We start from the raw sequence: 16,431 nt of genomic DNA, 5'->3' as shown, positions 1-16,431 counted from the left end.
CGAGGATCGGTTAATTCGCCGTATAAACTATGGTCAATTCAATCCATTACGGTCAAATTTGTCACGTTTGCGCTGGCCGAACAGTAATTTGCGCTCGAGATGGCGGCGAAGGTCGCCATAATAGGCTTCGAGGAAGGCGAGGTCGGCGCCGTCGTCGGCCCGGCCCAGCTTGCGCCGGATCGCGCCGGCGACCGCGAACAGGTCGGCACGATCGTTGCGGCGGAGCACGTCCTCCAGCCGCTGCAATTCGAACGCGCCATAGGCGTCGAGTTCGGCGGCGGTGAACGGCACGATCCGGGCACGGTCCTTTTCGTGCGCGGTCTGGATCAGCAGGTCCTCGCCCAGCTTGCGCACTTCGCGCTCGACGACCCAGGTGCCGGCGATCAGGTCGCCGGCGCGCAGCCGGTCGCGATTGAACAGCGGCAGAAACAACAGGATCAGCGCCCAGCCGAGCGCCAGCACTGCCGTCCATCGCGACGCCATCCCCTCGGCAAAGGCGAAGCCGAGAAAGGCAAGCGGCAGGAACACTTCTATCTCGCGCATCAGGTTGCGGGCCAGCACCGCCGCGCCGGTCAGCCGCGCGCCGTCACGCGACACGACGCGCAGCTTCATCAGCCGCTTGCCCGGCGTCGCCGCCCGCCGTCCGGCTTCGTGTAGGACGAAATAGAAGTTGCGCAGCACGAAGAAGCCGAGCAGCCAGACGATCGCATAGAGCGATTGCGCTCCCTTCGGCCCGCCGATCGCCAGTGCGGCGATCAGCAGCGTGGTGCCGATCAGGATGGCGAGCATGATGATCGCATCGATCGTGAACGCGCCCGCGCGTGCCCCGGCCGAACCGAGCCGCAGGTTGAGCGGCACCCCTTCGGGCGTCACCAGTTGCCGGTCGAGCGTGCGCGGCGCGCGGGGCTTGCGCGCTCGCCTAGCCACGCCGGCCGCCGAAGCTGAAATAGGCGATCCACAGCGCGAGCATCCCGCCGCCGATCGCGAGGCGCGCGCTGTCGTCGTTGACCAGTTGCCGCGCGAACCCTTCGAGCAACCCTGCGATCAACAGCATCAGGATGACGCCGATCATCACGATCGCGCCGCGCCGCCCGGCCTGCGCCGCCGCGGCCATGCGCGATCGGTCGCCGGGAAAGGCGACGGCCCGGCCGATATGGATGCCGGCGGCGCTGGCGATGGCGATCGCGGCGATCTCGGTCGTGCCGTGGATCATCAGCCAGGCGAACAGCCCCCAGCCAAGGCCGTGCGGCACGAAGGCGGCAAACATCGCGCCGCCCATCGCGCCATTCTGTACGGCGAGGATGATCGTCGGGATGGCGAACAGGAAGCCGAGGGCGAAGGCGAGGATCGCGACTTGCGAATTATGGGTGAACAGCGAGGTCGCGAAGATTTCCAGCGGCGTCTCGCCCGGCTTGCCGTAGAGCGATTCGCGCAGCGTCGCGGGCGTCGCGTTCATATCGCGGCCGTTGGCGAGTTCGGGGGAGATCATCGCCGAATACCATGCCGGATCGGTGCGGACGAGGTGGTAGGCGGCGACCGCGCTGAGCAGGAGCAGCGCCGTCGACAGCAGCAATTCCCACGCGATCGCGCGGACGGCGCGTGGCCAATGCGTTGTGAAAAAAGCCTTTACCTGCCGGCCCCAGGGTTCGCGGGCGGAATAGAGCGCGAAATAGGCGCGGGTCGACAGCGCCTCGAGATAGCCGACCAGCGACGCGTCGAGTGAGGTGGCGCGGGCGATCGAAAGTGACGAAAGTGTCGCGCGGTAGAGTCTTGGGAGGTCGATCAGGTCGTCATCGGACAGGCGGCGGGGGGACTTTGCCTCTAGCTTGTCGAGGAGTTCCTCCAGACGCGCCCAGTCGGCCTCGCGTTCGTGGCGGAAATGATGGGCGCCGAAGTTGACACTCATCGGCCGCGCTCCCGGTGGTTTACATAGCGTTCGACCAGCGCGAGCGGCATCGCGTCCGCCGCGGCCTCGATCACGTCGATGCCCATGCGCCGCAGCCGTTCGACGACGATCGCCCGCTCGCGCAACAACATTTGGGCGACATTGGCGCGGACCAGATCGTCGGCGGTATCGGGCACGGCATCGCGCAGCCCCTCCAGTTCGAGGTCGCGGAAGAGGACGAACAGCACGCGGTGCCGCTTCAACATCCGCTGCGCCGCCGCCAGCAGCAGCTCGGCGCTGGTCGTGTCGGTAAATTCGGTGAACAGCACCACCAGCGCGCGCCGGTCGAGCTTCTGGTCGAGCGTGACGAGGCCGAGCGTGTAATTGCTCTCCTCCACGCCGTAATCGATGTCGGCGGCGGCGTGGTGCAACCGGGCGAAGCCGCGCGTGCCGCCCGATATGCTGCCGCTGTCGACCTGCGGCCGGGCGGCAAAGGAATAGAGCCGCACCCGGTCGCCCGATTTCAGCGCGACGAACGCCGCGAGCAGCGCCGACGACACCGCGCGGTCGATGCGCGGCACATCGCCGACCGGATCGGTCATCGCGCGGCCGGCATCGACCGCGAACACGATCATATTGTCGCGTTCGGTATGGAATTCGCGCGCCAGAAGCGATGCGTGGCGGGCCGATGCCTTCCAGTCGATCGAGCGGCGCTCCATGCCCGCCTGGAAATCGGTCAGGACCTGGAAATCCTGCCCGTCGCCATGGTCGCGGCGCAGGCGGTTACCCGCCGACACGCTGTTGAGATACTGGCGCATCCCCTGATCGCGGACCGGGCGGATGTCGGGCAGGATGGCGATGGTGCGGTCGGTTTTGCGGCTGGCCTGTCGCCAAGCCAGCCCCAAGGGACCGATGCTGCGCGTCCACAGCCGGTGCAGCCGCGCCCGGCCGCGCCGGACCGCGCGATATTCGCCGGGGGCGGAGCGTTCGACCGGACCGTCGATCGCGGCGGCGAGGTCGGCGCCACCCAGCCGGAAGGTCTCGCCGATGTTGAGCGTCGGTGGAAGGTTGGGCAGCGCGGTCGCCGGCTGCTTCGCCAGCATGGCATCGGCGACGATCAGCGCCACCATGCCTGCGATCCAGATCGGCGCGGCGATCCACGCCGCCGGGGCCAGCACCCCCAGCGCGAGCCCGACCGGCGCGGCGAGCGCGGTCAGCTGGATCGCACGGGGGCTGGGAACGATCATCGCGGTGCTTCGACCGATGCGATCAGACCGGCGACGACATCGTCGATGCGGCGGCCATCGATCTCCGCGCTGGGCGACAGGATCAGCCGGTGGCGCAGCAGCGCGGGGACGAGCGCTTTCACATCGTCGGGCAGGACATAATCGCGTCCGTCGAGCGCCGCGCCGGCCCGCGCCGCCGCCGCCAGCGCCGATGCCGCGCGCGGCGAGGCACCCGAGGACAGGTCGCCATGTTCGCGGGTCGCGCGGATCAGGCGGACGATATAGTCGATGACCTCGTCGACCAGCCGCACCTGTCCGACCGCGTCGATCGCGGCGGCGATCGCACCGGCATCGGCGACCTGTTCCACGCCCGAATCCTGCGGGGCGGGGGTGCCGGTGCGGGTGCCATATTGCGCGACGATGGCGCGTTCGGCGTCGAGATCGGGCCAGCCGATCGCGATCTTGAACAGGAACCGGTCGAGCTGCGCCTCAGGCAGGGGATAGACGCCCTGTTGTTCGATCGGGTTCTGCGTCGCAACGACGGTGAAGCGGTCCGACAGTTGTTCGGTGCGGCCGTCGATGGTGATGCGGCGTTCCTGCATCGCCTCCAGCAGCGCCGCCTGCGTCTTGGGCGGGGTGCGGTTGATTTCGTCGGCCAGCAGCAATTCGCAGAACACCGGCCCGCGGGTCAGCGCGAATTGCGACGTTTGGAAATTGAACAGGTTGGAGCCGATGATGTCCCCGGGCATCAGGTCGGGCGTGAACTGAATGCGCCCGAAATCGAGGCCCAGGGTCCGGGCGAAGCTCTGCGCGAGCAGCGTCTTGGCGGTGCCCGGCGGTCCTTCGAGCAGGACGTGACCGGCCGAGAACAAGGCGATGGTGAGCAGCCGGACGGCGTCCGCCTGTCCCACCACCGCCTTGCTGATCTCCCGGTCGATCGCCGATCCCAGCGACCGTACCTCGTCGAGCGTCATGCGCCTGTTTCCTTCTTCCATGCGTGCAGGTCTTTCGCCGCGGCCAATGCCTCGCTTTCGGTGTCGGCATTGCGCAGGCGGCGGTCGATGTCGGAATAGCCGGGATGGATGCGGTCGAGCCGTTCGGGCGAGGGGACCTCCCCCGCCAGCAGCCGCCGCGACGTCACCTCCAGCATCGTATCGGCATAGCGTTCACCGGATCGCGCCGTGCGCCGCGCCAGCCGGGTCAGCGCGACGATGTTGTCGATCAGCGCGCGCTTGCCGAGCGCCACCCCGCGCGGATCGGCGACCGGCGGGCCGAAGCGCCCGGCGGCGGCGATGCCGGCAAGGATGGCGGCGGCGATCAGCGCGAGCGTCACGCCGAGGAACGGCGGCAGGAACAGCAGCTTGACCAGATTGCGGTCGCCGCGCGTGTAATGGAGCGAGCGGTCGAATACCGCGCGCCCGTCATGTTCGGGATCGATCGCGCGCAGCATGGCCAGCGCAGCCTTCGCATTGCGTTCGTCCGCCATGGCGCGGTTGTTGGCCAGATCGGGGTCGACCAGGACGAACGTGTCGCTGCTGCCGATCTGTCCCAGCACCGCCGCACCGTCGCGGGCGACGATCAGCGGTTCGACGGTATCGCCCTTCACCGCATAGAGTGGCCGGTCGGGGACGGCGAAGGGGCGGATTTCGGGATAATCGGCGCTGACGCCGACATTCTCGCGATCTTCGTGATGCCATTCGACGTCGGCGGGGACCAGTTTCTCGACACGATTGAGGTTCACGACGCCGGTACGGCGGACCTTTCCCCCTCCCAGCGGAATTGCCTCGGTCTGCCATTTGGGCAGGATGATGAGGGTAGGATAGCGGTCGGACTTCGCGTCGTCCTGCCCATCCTGCATCGCTTCGTTGGCGAGCGAGATGCGACGTGCGACGATCGCCTTGACGTCCTCGGGCCGGGTGGTTTCGGTCGGGGTGAGGATGACGATCGCCGGATTGTCCAGCGTATCCTTGTCGTTGCGCTCGGGCGGCTGCACCGCATCGACCAGCCGGCGCAAGGCGTGATAGCCCGACCCGTCCTTGCGATCGGCAGCGGGCGCGTCGCCAACGGCGCGCGACAGTTCGTCGCCGAACCCCGACATCAGGATCGAGGCGAGCAGCAGCAGCGCCCCGCCGATCACGAGAATGAAGACGGTGCGGACCGCAAAGGGAGAGGACTGGTTCACCGCCCGCCCTTCAGCGCGAAACCGGCATAATCGGCGCGCGCGCGTTGCCAGTCGCCGTCGTCGAGCGCCCGCCGGCCGAACAGGCTGCGTTCGACCGCAGCGACGATGCCGGCGAATACGCCGCGCGCCGTCGGCGGCAGCGCGTCAGCGCGGGCGATGTCGCGGCTGGTATCGGCCGGGCGGACCACGTCGCCGCGCCATGCGACGATGTCGTCGATGCTGCGGAACAGCAGCAGATGGACCGCTTCGTCAAACCGCCCGGCGGCGGCGAGCGCGTCGGCATCCTCGAGCAGCGCGCGGGCGCGGGTTTCGGTCGGCGCCCATTGCGGTTCTTCGGTCGGGGTCTTGCCGGCGAAGCGTTCGCGCAGCCACTCGCGCAGGCCCGGGAAGAGCGCGAACAGGAGCGCGGCGGCGATGCCGATGCCGACGATCCACAGGATCAACTGCCATCCGCCACCGACCCACTGGATGAAGCTGCCGATCGCGCGCAGCACCGGTTCGAGCCAGCCGGGCGGCGGTTCACGGGGTTCGATCGGTTTGGGCGGCAGGTTGAACTGGATCGACGGATCGGCACGGATCGTCTTCCATGCGGCGGCCACGCGGTCGGAATCGAGTCCGGGTGCTGCCGACGCGGCATCGTTCACGCTGTCCGCGATCTGCCCCCGCGCCACGTCCGTCCCTTCGGTACGCCCCCGCGGCGTGTTGCCTGCTTGGAGCAAATCGCCGATTTACATGCAACGCTTTTCCACCCAGACTTTCGGCCGATGCCGGGGCAGGCATCGGGGGGAAGGGTTATGCTGGCAACGGCGTTCATGTTCGTGTTCCTGCTGGTGCCGCTGTTGTTGCTGGCGATCGCCTTAAGCGGGGCATGGATGGAGGGTCGCCGGTCGCCGTACAGTTTCGGGATCGGACGGGTCATCTCGAACGCATTCGGTGCGATCGGTGGCGCCCCGCTCGCCTTGCTGGCGGGCAGCGCGGTGCTGAACGCGCCGGCCCAGTTCGCGCTGCCGATCATGGTGCAGCGCATGGGCGACACGTCGCGGATGGAGGGGCTGATCTATTTGCTGGCGCCGCTCTGGCTGATCGGGCTGTTCCTCTATCCGTTCGTGAAGCTGTTCATGATGGGGATCGCGCTCGATACGCTTGCCGGGCGGCCGATCGAATTGGGTGCGACGCTGCGCATGGCATTGCGGCGGACACTGCCCGCGCTGGCACTGCTCATCCTGTTCGGCATTGCGCTGGTCGTCGGCTTCGCCCTGCTCGTGGTACCGGGCATCATCCTCGCGCTGACATGGTTCATCGTCCTGCCGGTGATGGTCGGCGAGGGGCGCGGCATCTTCGACTGTTTCGGGCGGAGCGCCGACTTGCTGCGCGGGATGCGGTGGCGGCTGTTGCTGCTGATCCTGATCGCGGTCGTCCTGTGGATGATGGCCAGCGGCCTGATGCAGGGGATCGCGCTGGCGGCCGGGGGCGCGCAGAATCTGTGGCTGGTGGCCGGCGTGCAGGCGGTGTTCGCCACGTTGATCGGCGTACTGACGACGACCGGCACCGCCGCCGTCTATCAAGAGGCGCGCACCGCGAAGGAGGGCATGGGCAGCCATGACCTAGAGGCGGTGTTCGCCTGAACGATATAACGAAGGGAGTAAGGCGTGATCCGAACATTGACGATGGTGGCGCTCGCCGCCGGGCTGGTCGCCTGTACCGGCGACAACAAGGAGGTTCGGTCGGCCTCGGCCGATGCGCCGAGGGGCAAGGGGCCGGGGGCGGGCAAGGGCTATGACCATGACCCGTACCCGTCGACCTATCGCGCCTATCCGGGGCGGGCGACGCTGGTGACCAACGTCACCATCTATGATGGCGAGGGCGGGCGGATCGATCGCGGATCGGTGCTGTTCCGCGACGGCAAGATCGTCGAGGTCGGACAGTCGATCGCGCCGGCCGACGGCGTGACGGTGATCGACGGGCAGGGCAAATGGGTGACGCCCGGCATCATCGACGTGCACAGCCATTTGGGCGACTATCCCAGCCCCGGCGTCGAGGCGCATAGCGACGGCAACGAGATGACCGGGCCGGTCACGGCGGACGTCTGGGCCGAACACAGCGTCTGGCCGCAGGACCCCGGTTTCTCGCGCGCGTTGACCAATGGCGGGGTGACGACGCTGCAGATTTTGCCGGGGTCGGCCAACCTGATGGGCGGACGGTCGGTGACGCTCAAGAACGTCTATGGCCGCACGATGCAGGCGATGAAGTTCCCGGGCGCGCCCTATGGCCTGAAGATGGCGTGCGGTGAGAATCCCAAGCGGGTCTATGGGTCGAAGGGGCGGATGCCCTCGACCCGGATGGGCAACCTCGCGGTCGATCGCGCGACATGGCTGCGCGCGAAGGACTATGACCGCAAGTGGGACAAGTATGAGGCCGATGGCGGGGAGGCGCCGGCGCGCGACCTCGCCATGGATACGCTGCGCGGGGTGCTCGACGGCGAGATCCTCGTCCACAACCATTGCTACCGCGCCGACGAAATGGCCATCGTCATGGATATGGCCAAGGAGATGGGGTATAAGGTCACCGCGTTCCATCACGCGGTCGAGAGCTACAAGATCGCCGACCTGCTGAAGGCGCAGGGCGTGTGTTCGGCGGTGTGGGCCGACTGGTACGGCTTCAAGATGGAAAGCTATGACGGGATCGGCGAGAACCTGCCGATCCTCGACAAGCAGGGCGCCTGCGCGATGATCCATTCGGACGACGCGAACGGTATCCAGCGGCTCAACCAGGAAGTGGCGAAGGTCATGGCTTCCGCCAAACGTGCCGGCATGCCGGTCACGCCCGAACATGCCTGGACATGGCTCGGCATCAATCCGGCGCGCGCGCTGGGCATCGACAAGGTCACGGGATCGCTCAAGGCCGGCAAGATGGCCGATGTCGTGCTGTGGAACGGCGATCCGTTCAGCGTCTATACCCGCCCGCAAATGGTGTGGGTCGATGGCGCGCTGCTCTACGACGCGAACAACCCGCGGCTGCGGCCGGTGTCCGATTTCGAACTTGGCCAGCCCGGCGAAGGGGATGTGAAGTGAAGCGCCTGATCCTTGCCGCACTGCTTGCCGGCAGCACCGCTCTTCCCGCCGCTGCGCAGGATGTGACCATCACCAATGCCCGGCTGGTGCTGGGTGACGGATCGGCACCGGTCGAGGGCGGCACCGTCGTCATTCGCGGCGGGCGGGTCGTATCCGCCGGGCGCGGCGGCGCCTCCACCGGCGGAAAGACGATCGATGCGGGCGGGCGCTATGTCACGCCGGGCATCGTCGCGGGCTTCACCCGCCTCGGCATCGTCGAGGTCGATGGCGTGGGCCCCACCAACGACGCTTCCGCGCGCGACAGCGTGTTCAATGCCGGGCTGGACGTCACCGCCGGCCTGAACCCGCGCGCGACGCCAATCGCGATCAACCGCACCGACGGCGTCACCCGCGCCGTGGTCGCGCCCGACAATGGCGGGTCGATCTTTGCCGGGCGGGGCGCGGTCATCGATCTGGGCAACGACATGGATGCGGTCACCCGCCCGCACGCCTTCCAGTTCATGGAATGGGGCGAGGCGGGCGCGCGGGCCGCGGGCGGCAGCCGTCCGGCGGCGATGGCGATGTTCCGCAACGCGCTGTTCGAGGCACAGGCCTATGGCCGCAACCCGGCGAGCTTCGCCAATCGCGGCAAGGAAGCGCTGCTGACCCGCACCGATGCACAGGCGTTGCAGGGCGTGCTGTCCGGACAGGTTCCGCTGCTGATCCATGTCGAACGCGCGTCGGACATTCTGGGCGTGCTGGCCCTGAAGCGCGAGTTTCCGGGGCTGAAGCCGGTGCTGGTCGGCGCGGCCGAGGGCTGGACCGTGGCACAGCAGATCGCGGCGGCGGGGGTGCCGGTGCTCGCCAGCGCGCTGGCCGACCTGCCCGCCAGCTTCGAGCAACTGGCCGCGACCCAGTCCAATATCGGGCGGATGAAGGCGGCGGGCGTGACCGTCGGCATCGGCATGATCGGCGACGACGAGGCGCGGCAAGCACGGCTGGTGCGGCAATATGCCGGCAATCTGGTCGCGCTGTCGAAGATTCCGGGTGCGGCCGGGCTGGATTGGGGGGCGGCGTTCGCGACGATCACCTCGCTGCCCGCCCGCGCGATCGGCATGGAAAGCGAGATCGGGACGCTCGCCGCCGGGCGGCGCGGCGACGTGGTAATCTGGGACGGCGATCCGCTGGAGATCGGATCGGTGCCGACGCAATTGTTCATCGACGGCGTCGAACAGCCGCTGACCAACCGCCAGACGCGGCTGCGCGACCGCTATCTCGTGCCCGAGGAACAGGGGCTGCCCAAGGCGTATCAGCGCTGACCTCGGGAACCGTCGGCGCGGTCGTTGATTGTCCGAAACGGATGACGGCCGCGCCGGCGGTGTTTTTGGGAGAAGGAAGCATGCGTGCGTTGCTGGTGGTGCTGGGTGGATCGCTGATGCTGGCGGCCTGCGGGCCGAGCGCCGAGCAGCAGGCGGCCGCCAATCAGGCGGCAATGGCAAATGCGCAGCAAGCGTCGGAGATGGCGGCAAAGGTCGATGCGCTGGCACCCGGACAGCGCGAGGCGGTGTTCATCCGCGCGATCCGCGATGCCGGCCTGCCGTGCCAGGGCGTGACCTCGGCCGAACGCGGCGACCAGCCGGGCAGCTGGGTCGCGACATGTCAGGAAGGATCGCGGCATGTCATCACGTTCGGGGCAAACGGCATGGCGAACGTGACCAGCTTCACACCGCAGCCGGCGGCGCAGCGGTAAGGTCGCGCGGGAGATAGCGTCCCCCCGGACCTGATCCGGGGTCACGCAAAATTCGCTTCCTCCAATGGAACGACGCCGGAACCGCGAAGGGGTGACGCGGTCCAACTCTTGGGCCTAGCGCGACGTCCCGCGACGTCGTCACCGGGATATGCCGGCCTTCGCTGGCACGGACGTTTGCGGCGTCTTCTGACCTGCTCAATTGCTTCCGCAACCCTCGATCCCATCCGCTTCGGAGGAAACGCCGCTCCGAACCGGATTCGCTTCTCCTGTTCGTTCGCTAAACACTGCGGCATCAGCGTCGCATCGCGGGGTTGGCGGGGTTGGGGCATGACGGGGTTGGTGGATTCGGCGACGGCGGTGATGCGCATGGCGCAGGCACGGCTCGATGTCGCGGCGCATAATATCGCGAACGTGGCGACGCCGGGGTATAAGCGACGGGTCGGATTTGCCGATACGGTCGCGGCGCGCAGCGAGGTTGCGCTGGCAACGCGGATCGATGCGGCGCAGGCGTCGCTGACCGAGACCGGCAATCCGTTCGACATGGCGATCAGCGGCGACGGATATTTCCGCGTCCGGGATGGCGAGCAGACGCTGTACACGCGGCAGGGACAGTTCCGCCGCGACGCCGATGGCGCACTGGTCACGCCGCAGGGCTATGTACTGCAACAGGTGGGCGGCGGCGATCTGGTGCTCGACGGCGCGACGATCGACAAGGCGCGCATCGCCATCGAACGCTGTGACGACCCCGCGGGCATGACCGCGGTCGGCGAGAGTTTCTTCGTCGGGCAGGCGATGGTCGATACCGACGCGGCCGAGGTGCGGACCGGCATGCTCGAAGCGTCGAACGTGACGCTGGGCGACGAGATGACCCAGACGATGGTCGCGATGCGGCAGGCGGAAAGCGGCGCGCGGCTGATCCAGCTGTACGACGAACTGATCGGCCGTGCCGCCGCCACCTTCGGAGGCAAGGCATGAGCGACGCCTATCAGATCGGCGCGATCGGGCTGCGTACGCAGCAACTGGCGCTGGACGCGATCGCCAACAACATCTCGAACATCAACACCGCCGGTTTCAAGCGGTCGGAGATACGCTTCGCCGACGTCGTTGCCAGCCGGCCTGATGCGACGTTGCTGCCCGCCGACCTGCAATCGGCGGCACCGACCTTGGCCGGGGTGGCGCTCGACCTTCAGTTCATGGTGAACGATCCCGGCGAGTTGCAGCGGACCGGGGCGGCGATGGACGTGGCGATCGACGGCGCGGGCTTCATCGAATTGATGGGACCGGATGGACAGAGCGTGCTGTGGCGCGGCGGTCGGTTGCTGGTCGGCGACGATGGCTTGCTGACCGGGGCGGGCGGCTTTGCGCTGAAGGCCAATATCACCGTGCCCGACGACGTGACCGCGCTGACGATCGCCGCCGATGGCGCGGTCCGGGCGCAGGGAGCCGATGGCACGGCGTCGGTCGAACTGGGGCAGATCCGGCTGGTGCGGCTGAACGATGCGGCGGAGGTGACCCGGATGGACGGTGGGCTGTACCGGGTAGCGGACGCCACGCGGCTGGAGGAACTGGTGCCCGGCGAGGACGGCACGGGCCAAGTGATTCAGGGCGCGGTCGAGCGGTCGAACGTGCAACTGACCGAGGAAATGGTGCGCATGATGCTGGTCCAGCGCGCCTATGCGGCGAATGCGCAGATATTGCAGGCGGCCGACCAGATGATGGGGATCGCGAACACGCTGCGGCGCTGACGCGGACACGGGGAAACGGACAATGCTGATGACGGTGGCGGCCGGGCTGATGCTCGTGGCCGAAGCGAAGGTGCGCGTGCGCGAGGTGACGCTGGCCGATCTGGTGCCGGGCGCGGGTGCGGCAGGTGAGCGGGTCGTGCTGCGACTGCCGGCCGGGCGGCGGCAGGTGACGTTGCCGGCGGCGACGGTCGCGGCGATGGTGCGGCGGGCGACCGGCGTGGAGGTCGGCGGGACCGGCACCGTCGCCATCACCTTCCTCGCCCCCGCGCCGGTGCGCCGCGAGTGGACGCCCGCGCCGGTGCTGCCCGGCGGTAGCGAACTGACGCTGCGCTCGGTGGCGGGTCCGGTCATGATCGAGCGGCCGGTGACGACGCTGCAACCCGGCCGGTCGGGGCGGTCGGTGTTCGTGCGCGATGGGCAGGGACAGGTGTTCGCCGTGCCGCTGGCCGTTGGCGACGACCTGTACCGGCCGGGCGGCTGGGGAGCGCTCGCCACCGATCAGCGCGCGGCGCAGGTCGGCGATGCGCTGACCATCGTCGTCTATCAAAGCGCCGATGCGAGCAATTCGGCGCAGAATGCGACGCGTAAGGCAACCGATGTGTCGGCGTCGATCGATGCCGGATCAGTCAATGAAGGCGGTCGTGCGACGCTGGGCGGCGGGTTCAGCGGGCGGGGCGAGGCACGACGCAGCGAGCGGTTGGTCACGCGGCTGAGCGCGACGGTCAGCGCGGTGCTGCCCAATGGCGACCTGATCGTAACCGGGCGGCAGCGTATGGCGATCAATGGCGAGCGGACCGAGGTCGGTGTGCGCGGACGCATTCGCGTGGCGGACATCGGACCGGACAACAGTGTGTTGTCGTCGCGCATCGCCGATGCCGAGATCGATTATGGCGGGCGTGGCTTCGTATCGCGCGGCAGCCGGCCGGGGCTGCTCAATCGCCTGTTCGGCGCGCTGGGGCTCGGCTGATGCGGTTCCTGTGTCTTCTTGCGCTGCTGCTGCTGGCCGCGCCGGCGGGGGCGCAATCGGTGCCGATCAAGGCGCTCGGCCGGTTCGACGGCTGGCGGCAGAATGCGCTGGTCGGATACGGGCTGGTCGTCGGCCTGTCGGGATCGGGCGATACGCGGCGCAGCGTGGTGACGCGGCAGGCGCTGCGCAACGTGCTCAATCGCCTCGGCACCAATGTCGCCGAGGCGGAGATCAGCAGCCGCAACGTCGCGGTGGTGATGGTAACCGGCATGTTGCCACCATCGGCCAATGTCGGCGACCGGATCGACGCCACGATCGCCTCCATCGGCGATGCGCGCAGTCTGGCCGGGGGTACGCTAGTCATGACGCCGCTCATGGGGCCGGATGGCAAGCCCTATGCGCTGGCGCAGGGGCCGCTGCTGGTCGGCGGGCATCGCTTCGACAGCGATCTGAACCGCGAGCAGCGCAACTATCCGACCTCGGCGATCCTCGAAGGCGGGGCGACGATCGAGACGGCGGTCGACAGCAACATCCTGAAACCCGGCGGGGAATTGTCGTTCCTGTTGTCCGATCCGAGTTTCGAGACTGCCGAGCGCGTCGCGGCCGGGATCGTGCGGCGCTTCGGTGCGGGCATCGCATGGGCGCGCAATGCCGATGAGGTGCGGGTGCGCTATGGCGGGGGCGCCGCGGGGCTGACCGGGTTTTTGGCGGCTCTGGAGAATGTCGGGGTCGAACCGGCCGCGACGCGGCGCGTGGTCATCAACGAACGCACCGGCACCGTCGTGGCGGGGGGCGACGTGACGCTGTCGTCGGTCGTGATCGCGCAGGGCGATATCAAAGTGTCGGTCGTCGCCGACAATTTCGCGTCGCAGCCCGATTTCTATGCCGGCTTCGCGAGCGACATCGAAGCGGGGGCGGGGGTACGCAGCCTGGTCGTCACCAATACCAAATTGGATGTGCGGCAGGGCAGCGGCGACGCGACGATCCGCTTCGGCAACACCACCATCGCCGATCTGGTGCAGGGCCTGTCGCGCGCGCGCGTCGATACCCAGCGGATGATCGGCATTTTGCAGGCCATCAAGGCTGCCGGCGCTTTGCACGCCGACCTGATCGTAAAGTGAGGAAGCTCGAATGGATGCGCTGACATCGGTCGTCATCGCCAAGGCGCTCGACGGGCTGACCGCCCGGGCCGAGGCGACCGCGGCGAATATCGCCAATGCCAATTCGCCCGGTTATCGCCCGATGCGGGTCGATTTCGAGGAAGCTCTGCGCAGCGCCGCCGGGCGCAGTGCCGCTGCGGTCGCGGGCGTCCGGCCGGCAACGTCGTGGGGCGTGACGCCTGCGTTCGGGACCGAGGCGCGGCTTGACCTCGAACTCGCGACCGCATCGGAAACCTCGCTGCGTTTCGCCGCGCTGATCGACGTGCTGGGCCGCGAAATGGGGCTGATGCGCGCCGCGATCGCGGGAGGGCGCTGATGGACGCCGCCAGGATCAGCCGTACCGGCCTCGACGTCGAATGGCAGCGGTTGCAGGTGATCGCCGCCAATATCGCAAACGCCAATACCACCGGATATCGCGCGCAGCGGCTGTTGACCCGACCGGTGGCGGGCTTCGGGTCGCTGGTGCGATCGGGTGTCGGGGTGATGGGCCTGCAACCCGTCGCGAACGGGGTGCGCCGCGTCCACGAACCCGGCCATCCGCAGGCCGATGCCGAGGGGTTCGTTGAATATCCCGACATCGACCAAGCGGGCGAAATGGCACTGATGATCCGCACCGCCCGCGCCTATGAGGCGAACCTGACCGCGATGGGGATCGCCCACCAGCTGTACGCGCGTGCGCTGGAACTGGGGAAGCAGTCGTGAGCGGCGCTATCCCGCCGCTGGCCGGCGTGACCGCCGCGCCGCTCGCGCTGCAACTGGGGCCGGTCGCGGCGCCGCCGCCCGTGCAGGGGTTCGGCGCGCTGCTGCTGTCGGGACTGCATGGGCTGGATGCGAAGCTCGATCAGGCCGATGCGCTGGTGCGGCGCTTCGCGGTCGATGACGGCATCCCCGTCCATCAGGTGACGATGGCGCTGGAGGAAGCGCGGCTGTCGGTCGAACTGGCGATGCAGGTGCGCGCCCGGCTGGTCGAAGGGTACCGCGACCTGATGAACATGCAGCTATGAGCGACGCCGTCCCTTCGCCGCGCCGGCAATGGTTGTTGATCGGCGGTGTGTTCGTGGTCGTGCTGGGGCTGCTTGGCGGGGCGTATTGGGCGTTTTTGCGCGACGGATATTCAACCTTGGCCGATCATGTCCGGCCGGGGGAGGCGGCGGCGATCGTCGCCGAACTCGACAAGCGCGGGACCCCCTATGAACTGCGCGACGGGGGCACCACGGTGCTGGTGCCGAGCGGCGAGGCGGATGCGACGCGGCTGGCGATGGTCCGGGCCGATGTGGGCGAGGTCGGGTTCGAACTGTTCAACAAGTCTGACATGGGCCTGACCAACTTCGCCCAGAAGATCAATTACCAGCGCGCGTTGCAGGGGGAACTGGTCCGCACCATCGCGCTGATGGACGGCGTGGAAAGCGCGCGCGTCCACCTCGCGCTGCCCGAACGCACGCTGTTCCGCGACGACCGGATCGAACCAAGCGCGGCGGTGACGGTGCAGATGCGGGGGGCTGCGGCGCCCGATGCGGCGAAGGTGGCCGGGATCCAGCGACTGGTCGCAGCTGCCGTGCCCGACCTGCCCGCCCAACGGGTGGTGGTGCTCGACGCCGACGGCCGGGTCGTCAGCGCCGATGCCGCACCGCAGCCGGTCGAGGGCGATGCGACGACGGCGGTCGAGAATTATTACAAGGCCCGTGCCCGCGCCGCGATCGAAGGCATCCGGCCCGGCCTGCGCCACGAACTGCGCGTCAAGGTGCTGGCGCAGGGCGATGCGATCGTCGATCCGGCGAACTGGACGCCGGGCGAGGCGGACGACGCACGCAATTTCCGGCTGCGCATCGCGCTGGTGACGCCGAAGCCGCTGGATGCGGGCGAGCAGGCGGCACTGGCGGCGGCGATCCGGCCGGCGGTCGGTCTGGACGATGCGCAGGGCGACATGCTGTCGTTCCAAACGGGCATGTCCGCGCCACCGGTCGCGCCGACGGTGCCGACCTATGTGCCACCGATCGAGGCGAGCGAGCCGGTGGCGGCGCCGGCATGGTGGCCATGGGCGCTGGCGGCATTGGGTATCTTTGCCCTGATCGCCGTGGCGCTGCGTCGGGTGCGGGCGACGCGGTTGTCGGGTGCCGAACAGGAAGCGTTCGCGGCTTTGCTGCGGCGGCGGATCGAGCCGGAGGGGGGCGAGCATGTCGCCGGCTGACGATCCGATCGCACGGTTGCGCGCGTTGCCGCCGGCCGATCGGCGCGCGGTGCTGGCGCGGCTGACTCCGGCCGAGCGGCTGCGGGTCGAGGCGGTGCCGCTGGCGACGCCGTTTGCTGCCGATATCGCGGCGCGGCTGGCCGATCCGGGCGAAGCGATGACGGCCGCCGGGCGGGTAGCGCTGGCCAAGGCGGCGGAAGCGTTCGCCACGCCGGTTCTGCCGGGACCGGGGCCGTCGCTGCTCGGCCGGTTGCGCGGCGCGATCGGGGGGCGCTGAC

At 68.6% G+C, this 16,431-nt stretch carries 19 protein-coding genes; 13 read left to right on the top strand and 6 right to left on the bottom strand.

The window, feature by feature from the left end; all coding sequences use genetic code 11:
• Positions 1 to 33: 33 nt before the first annotated feature.
• The 6 genes from ACTHQV_RS09435 to ACTHQV_RS09410 are packed head-to-tail and all read right to left on the bottom strand — an operon-like array spanning position 34 to position 5,964.
• Positions 34 to 927 carry an RDD family protein gene (locus tag ACTHQV_RS09435; protein ID WP_440489832.1) on the bottom strand — a complete coding sequence of 298 codons (894 nt, stop codon included), beginning with the start codon at positions 925 to 927 and terminating at the stop codon, positions 34 to 36.
• On the bottom strand, positions 920 to 1,906 hold the full coding sequence (locus ACTHQV_RS09430) for a stage II sporulation protein M (RefSeq protein WP_440489830.1): 987 nt from the start codon (positions 1,904 to 1,906) through the stop codon (positions 920 to 922). Before ACTHQV_RS09430 ends, ACTHQV_RS09435 begins: the two co-directional genes overlap by 8 nt.
• A complete protein-coding gene (locus ACTHQV_RS09425; protein ID WP_440489829.1) occupies positions 1,903 to 3,132 on the bottom strand; it encodes a DUF58 domain-containing protein in 1,230 nt (409 codons plus the stop codon). The genes ACTHQV_RS09430 and ACTHQV_RS09425 overlap by 4 nt, the downstream gene beginning before the upstream one ends.
• Positions 3,129 to 4,085 carry an AAA family ATPase gene (locus ACTHQV_RS09420; RefSeq protein ID WP_440489828.1) on the bottom strand — a complete coding sequence of 319 codons (957 nt, stop codon included), beginning with the start codon at positions 4,083 to 4,085 and terminating at the stop codon, positions 3,129 to 3,131. The genes ACTHQV_RS09425 and ACTHQV_RS09420 overlap by 4 nt, the downstream gene beginning before the upstream one ends.
• Positions 4,082 to 5,293: a hypothetical protein gene (locus tag ACTHQV_RS09415; protein ID WP_440489826.1), complete on the bottom strand. Its 1,212-nt coding sequence runs from the start codon at positions 5,291 to 5,293 to the stop codon at positions 4,082 to 4,084. The genes ACTHQV_RS09420 and ACTHQV_RS09415 overlap by 4 nt, the downstream gene beginning before the upstream one ends.
• Positions 5,290 to 5,964, bottom strand: a complete 675-nt coding sequence (locus ACTHQV_RS09410) for a DUF4129 domain-containing protein (RefSeq protein ID WP_440489824.1) — start codon at positions 5,962 to 5,964, stop codon at positions 5,290 to 5,292. Before ACTHQV_RS09410 ends, ACTHQV_RS09415 begins: the two co-directional genes overlap by 4 nt.
• A gap of 123 nt (positions 5,965 to 6,087) precedes the next feature.
• Here ACTHQV_RS09410 and ACTHQV_RS09405 point away from each other — a divergent pair, with 123 nt between their 5' ends.
• From ACTHQV_RS09405 to ACTHQV_RS09345, 13 genes are all read left to right on the top strand, one after another.
• On the top strand, positions 6,088 to 6,918 hold the full coding sequence (locus ACTHQV_RS09405) for a hypothetical protein (RefSeq protein WP_440489823.1): 831 nt from the start codon (positions 6,088 to 6,090) through the stop codon (positions 6,916 to 6,918).
• Positions 6,919 to 6,960: 42 nt separating this feature from the next.
• Complete coding sequence (locus ACTHQV_RS09400; protein WP_440489948.1) at positions 6,961 to 8,364, top strand: amidohydrolase; 1,404 nt, start codon at positions 6,961 to 6,963, stop codon at positions 8,362 to 8,364.
• Positions 8,361 to 9,662, top strand: coding sequence for an amidohydrolase family protein (locus ACTHQV_RS09395; protein ID WP_440489822.1), 1,302 nt, complete (start codon positions 8,361 to 8,363; stop codon positions 9,660 to 9,662). Before ACTHQV_RS09400 ends, ACTHQV_RS09395 begins: the two co-directional genes overlap by 4 nt.
• 80 nt (positions 9,663 to 9,742) lie before the next feature.
• Entirely contained in the window at positions 9,743 to 10,093 is a 351-nt protein-coding gene (locus ACTHQV_RS09390) for a hypothetical protein (RefSeq protein ID WP_440489821.1), read from the top strand.
• 327 nt (positions 10,094 to 10,420) lie between these two features.
• Positions 10,421 to 11,068: a flagellar hook-basal body protein gene (locus ACTHQV_RS09385; RefSeq protein ID WP_440489820.1), complete on the top strand. Its 648-nt coding sequence runs from the start codon at positions 10,421 to 10,423 to the stop codon at positions 11,066 to 11,068.
• Positions 11,065 to 11,838 carry a flagellar hook-basal body protein gene (locus ACTHQV_RS09380; RefSeq protein WP_440489819.1) on the top strand — a complete coding sequence of 258 codons (774 nt, stop codon included), beginning with the start codon at positions 11,065 to 11,067 and terminating at the stop codon, positions 11,836 to 11,838. The genes ACTHQV_RS09385 and ACTHQV_RS09380 overlap by 4 nt, the downstream gene beginning before the upstream one ends.
• Before the next feature lie 22 nt (positions 11,839 to 11,860).
• Positions 11,861 to 12,805 carry a flagellar basal body L-ring protein FlgH gene (locus ACTHQV_RS09375; RefSeq protein ID WP_440489818.1) on the top strand — a complete coding sequence of 315 codons (945 nt, stop codon included), beginning with the start codon at positions 11,861 to 11,863 and terminating at the stop codon, positions 12,803 to 12,805.
• Positions 12,805 to 13,926, top strand: coding sequence for a flagellar basal body P-ring protein FlgI (gene flgI, locus ACTHQV_RS09370; protein WP_440489817.1), 1,122 nt, complete (start codon positions 12,805 to 12,807; stop codon positions 13,924 to 13,926). The genes ACTHQV_RS09375 and flgI overlap by 1 nt, the downstream gene beginning before the upstream one ends.
• A gap of 10 nt (positions 13,927 to 13,936) precedes the next feature.
• Positions 13,937 to 14,281: a flagellar basal body protein gene (locus ACTHQV_RS09365; RefSeq protein WP_440489816.1), complete on the top strand. Its 345-nt coding sequence runs from the start codon at positions 13,937 to 13,939 to the stop codon at positions 14,279 to 14,281.
• Entirely contained in the window at positions 14,281 to 14,667 is a 387-nt protein-coding gene (locus tag ACTHQV_RS09360) for a flagellar basal body rod protein FlgC (RefSeq protein ID WP_440489815.1), read from the top strand. Before ACTHQV_RS09365 ends, ACTHQV_RS09360 begins: the two co-directional genes overlap by 1 nt.
• Entirely contained in the window at positions 14,664 to 14,969 is a 306-nt protein-coding gene (locus ACTHQV_RS09355; protein ID WP_440489814.1) for a flagellar hook-basal body complex protein FliE, read from the top strand. Before ACTHQV_RS09360 ends, ACTHQV_RS09355 begins: the two co-directional genes overlap by 4 nt.
• The gene (gene fliF / locus ACTHQV_RS09350; RefSeq protein WP_440489813.1) at positions 14,966 to 16,153 is read left to right on the top strand and encodes a flagellar basal-body MS-ring/collar protein FliF; all 1,188 of its coding nucleotides are present in this window, start codon (positions 14,966 to 14,968) and stop codon (positions 16,151 to 16,153) included. The genes ACTHQV_RS09355 and fliF overlap by 4 nt, the downstream gene beginning before the upstream one ends.
• Positions 16,140 to 16,430, top strand: a complete 291-nt coding sequence (locus tag ACTHQV_RS09345) for a hypothetical protein (RefSeq protein WP_056454483.1) — start codon at positions 16,140 to 16,142, stop codon at positions 16,428 to 16,430. Before fliF ends, ACTHQV_RS09345 begins: the two co-directional genes overlap by 14 nt.
• Position 16,431 lies beyond the last annotated feature (1 nt).

This window comes from Sphingomonas sp. SAFR-052, from assembly GCF_051965015.1.
Classification (GTDB): domain Bacteria; phylum Pseudomonadota; class Alphaproteobacteria; order Sphingomonadales; family Sphingomonadaceae; genus Sphingomonas.
The sequence above is the reverse complement of the archived record's forward strand: the minus strand, read 5'-3'. Positions and strand labels throughout refer to the sequence as shown.

Coding starts and splice junctions, on each gene's coding strand:
- ACTHQV_RS09430 (WP_440489830.1), bottom strand. CDS start 1,906: ATGAGTGTCAACTTCGGCGCCCATCATTTCCGCCACGAACGCGAGGCC.
- ACTHQV_RS09425 (WP_440489829.1), bottom strand. CDS start 3,132: ATGATCGTTCCCAGCCCCCGTGCGATCCAGCTGACCGCGCTCGCCGCG.
- ACTHQV_RS09420 (WP_440489828.1), bottom strand. CDS start 4,085: ATGACGCTCGACGAGGTACGGTCGCTGGGATCGGCGATCGACCGGGAG.
- ACTHQV_RS09405 (WP_440489823.1), top strand. CDS start 6,088: ATGCTGGCAACGGCGTTCATGTTCGTGTTCCTGCTGGTGCCGCTGTTG.
- ACTHQV_RS09400 (WP_440489948.1), top strand. CDS start 6,961: ATGGTGGCGCTCGCCGCCGGGCTGGTCGCCTGTACCGGCGACAACAAG.
- ACTHQV_RS09390 (WP_440489821.1), top strand. CDS start 9,743: ATGCGTGCGTTGCTGGTGGTGCTGGGTGGATCGCTGATGCTGGCGGCC.
- ACTHQV_RS09385 (WP_440489820.1), top strand. CDS start 10,421: ATGACGGGGTTGGTGGATTCGGCGACGGCGGTGATGCGCATGGCGCAG.
- ACTHQV_RS09380 (WP_440489819.1), top strand. CDS start 11,065: ATGAGCGACGCCTATCAGATCGGCGCGATCGGGCTGCGTACGCAGCAA.
- ACTHQV_RS09375 (WP_440489818.1), top strand. CDS start 11,861: ATGCTGATGACGGTGGCGGCCGGGCTGATGCTCGTGGCCGAAGCGAAG.
- flgI (WP_440489817.1), top strand. CDS start 12,805: ATGCGGTTCCTGTGTCTTCTTGCGCTGCTGCTGCTGGCCGCGCCGGCG.
- ACTHQV_RS09365 (WP_440489816.1), top strand. CDS start 13,937: ATGGATGCGCTGACATCGGTCGTCATCGCCAAGGCGCTCGACGGGCTG.
- ACTHQV_RS09360 (WP_440489815.1), top strand. CDS start 14,281: ATGGACGCCGCCAGGATCAGCCGTACCGGCCTCGACGTCGAATGGCAG.
- fliF (WP_440489813.1), top strand. CDS start 14,966: ATGAGCGACGCCGTCCCTTCGCCGCGCCGGCAATGGTTGTTGATCGGC.
- ACTHQV_RS09345 (WP_056454483.1), top strand. CDS start 16,140: ATGTCGCCGGCTGACGATCCGATCGCACGGTTGCGCGCGTTGCCGCCG.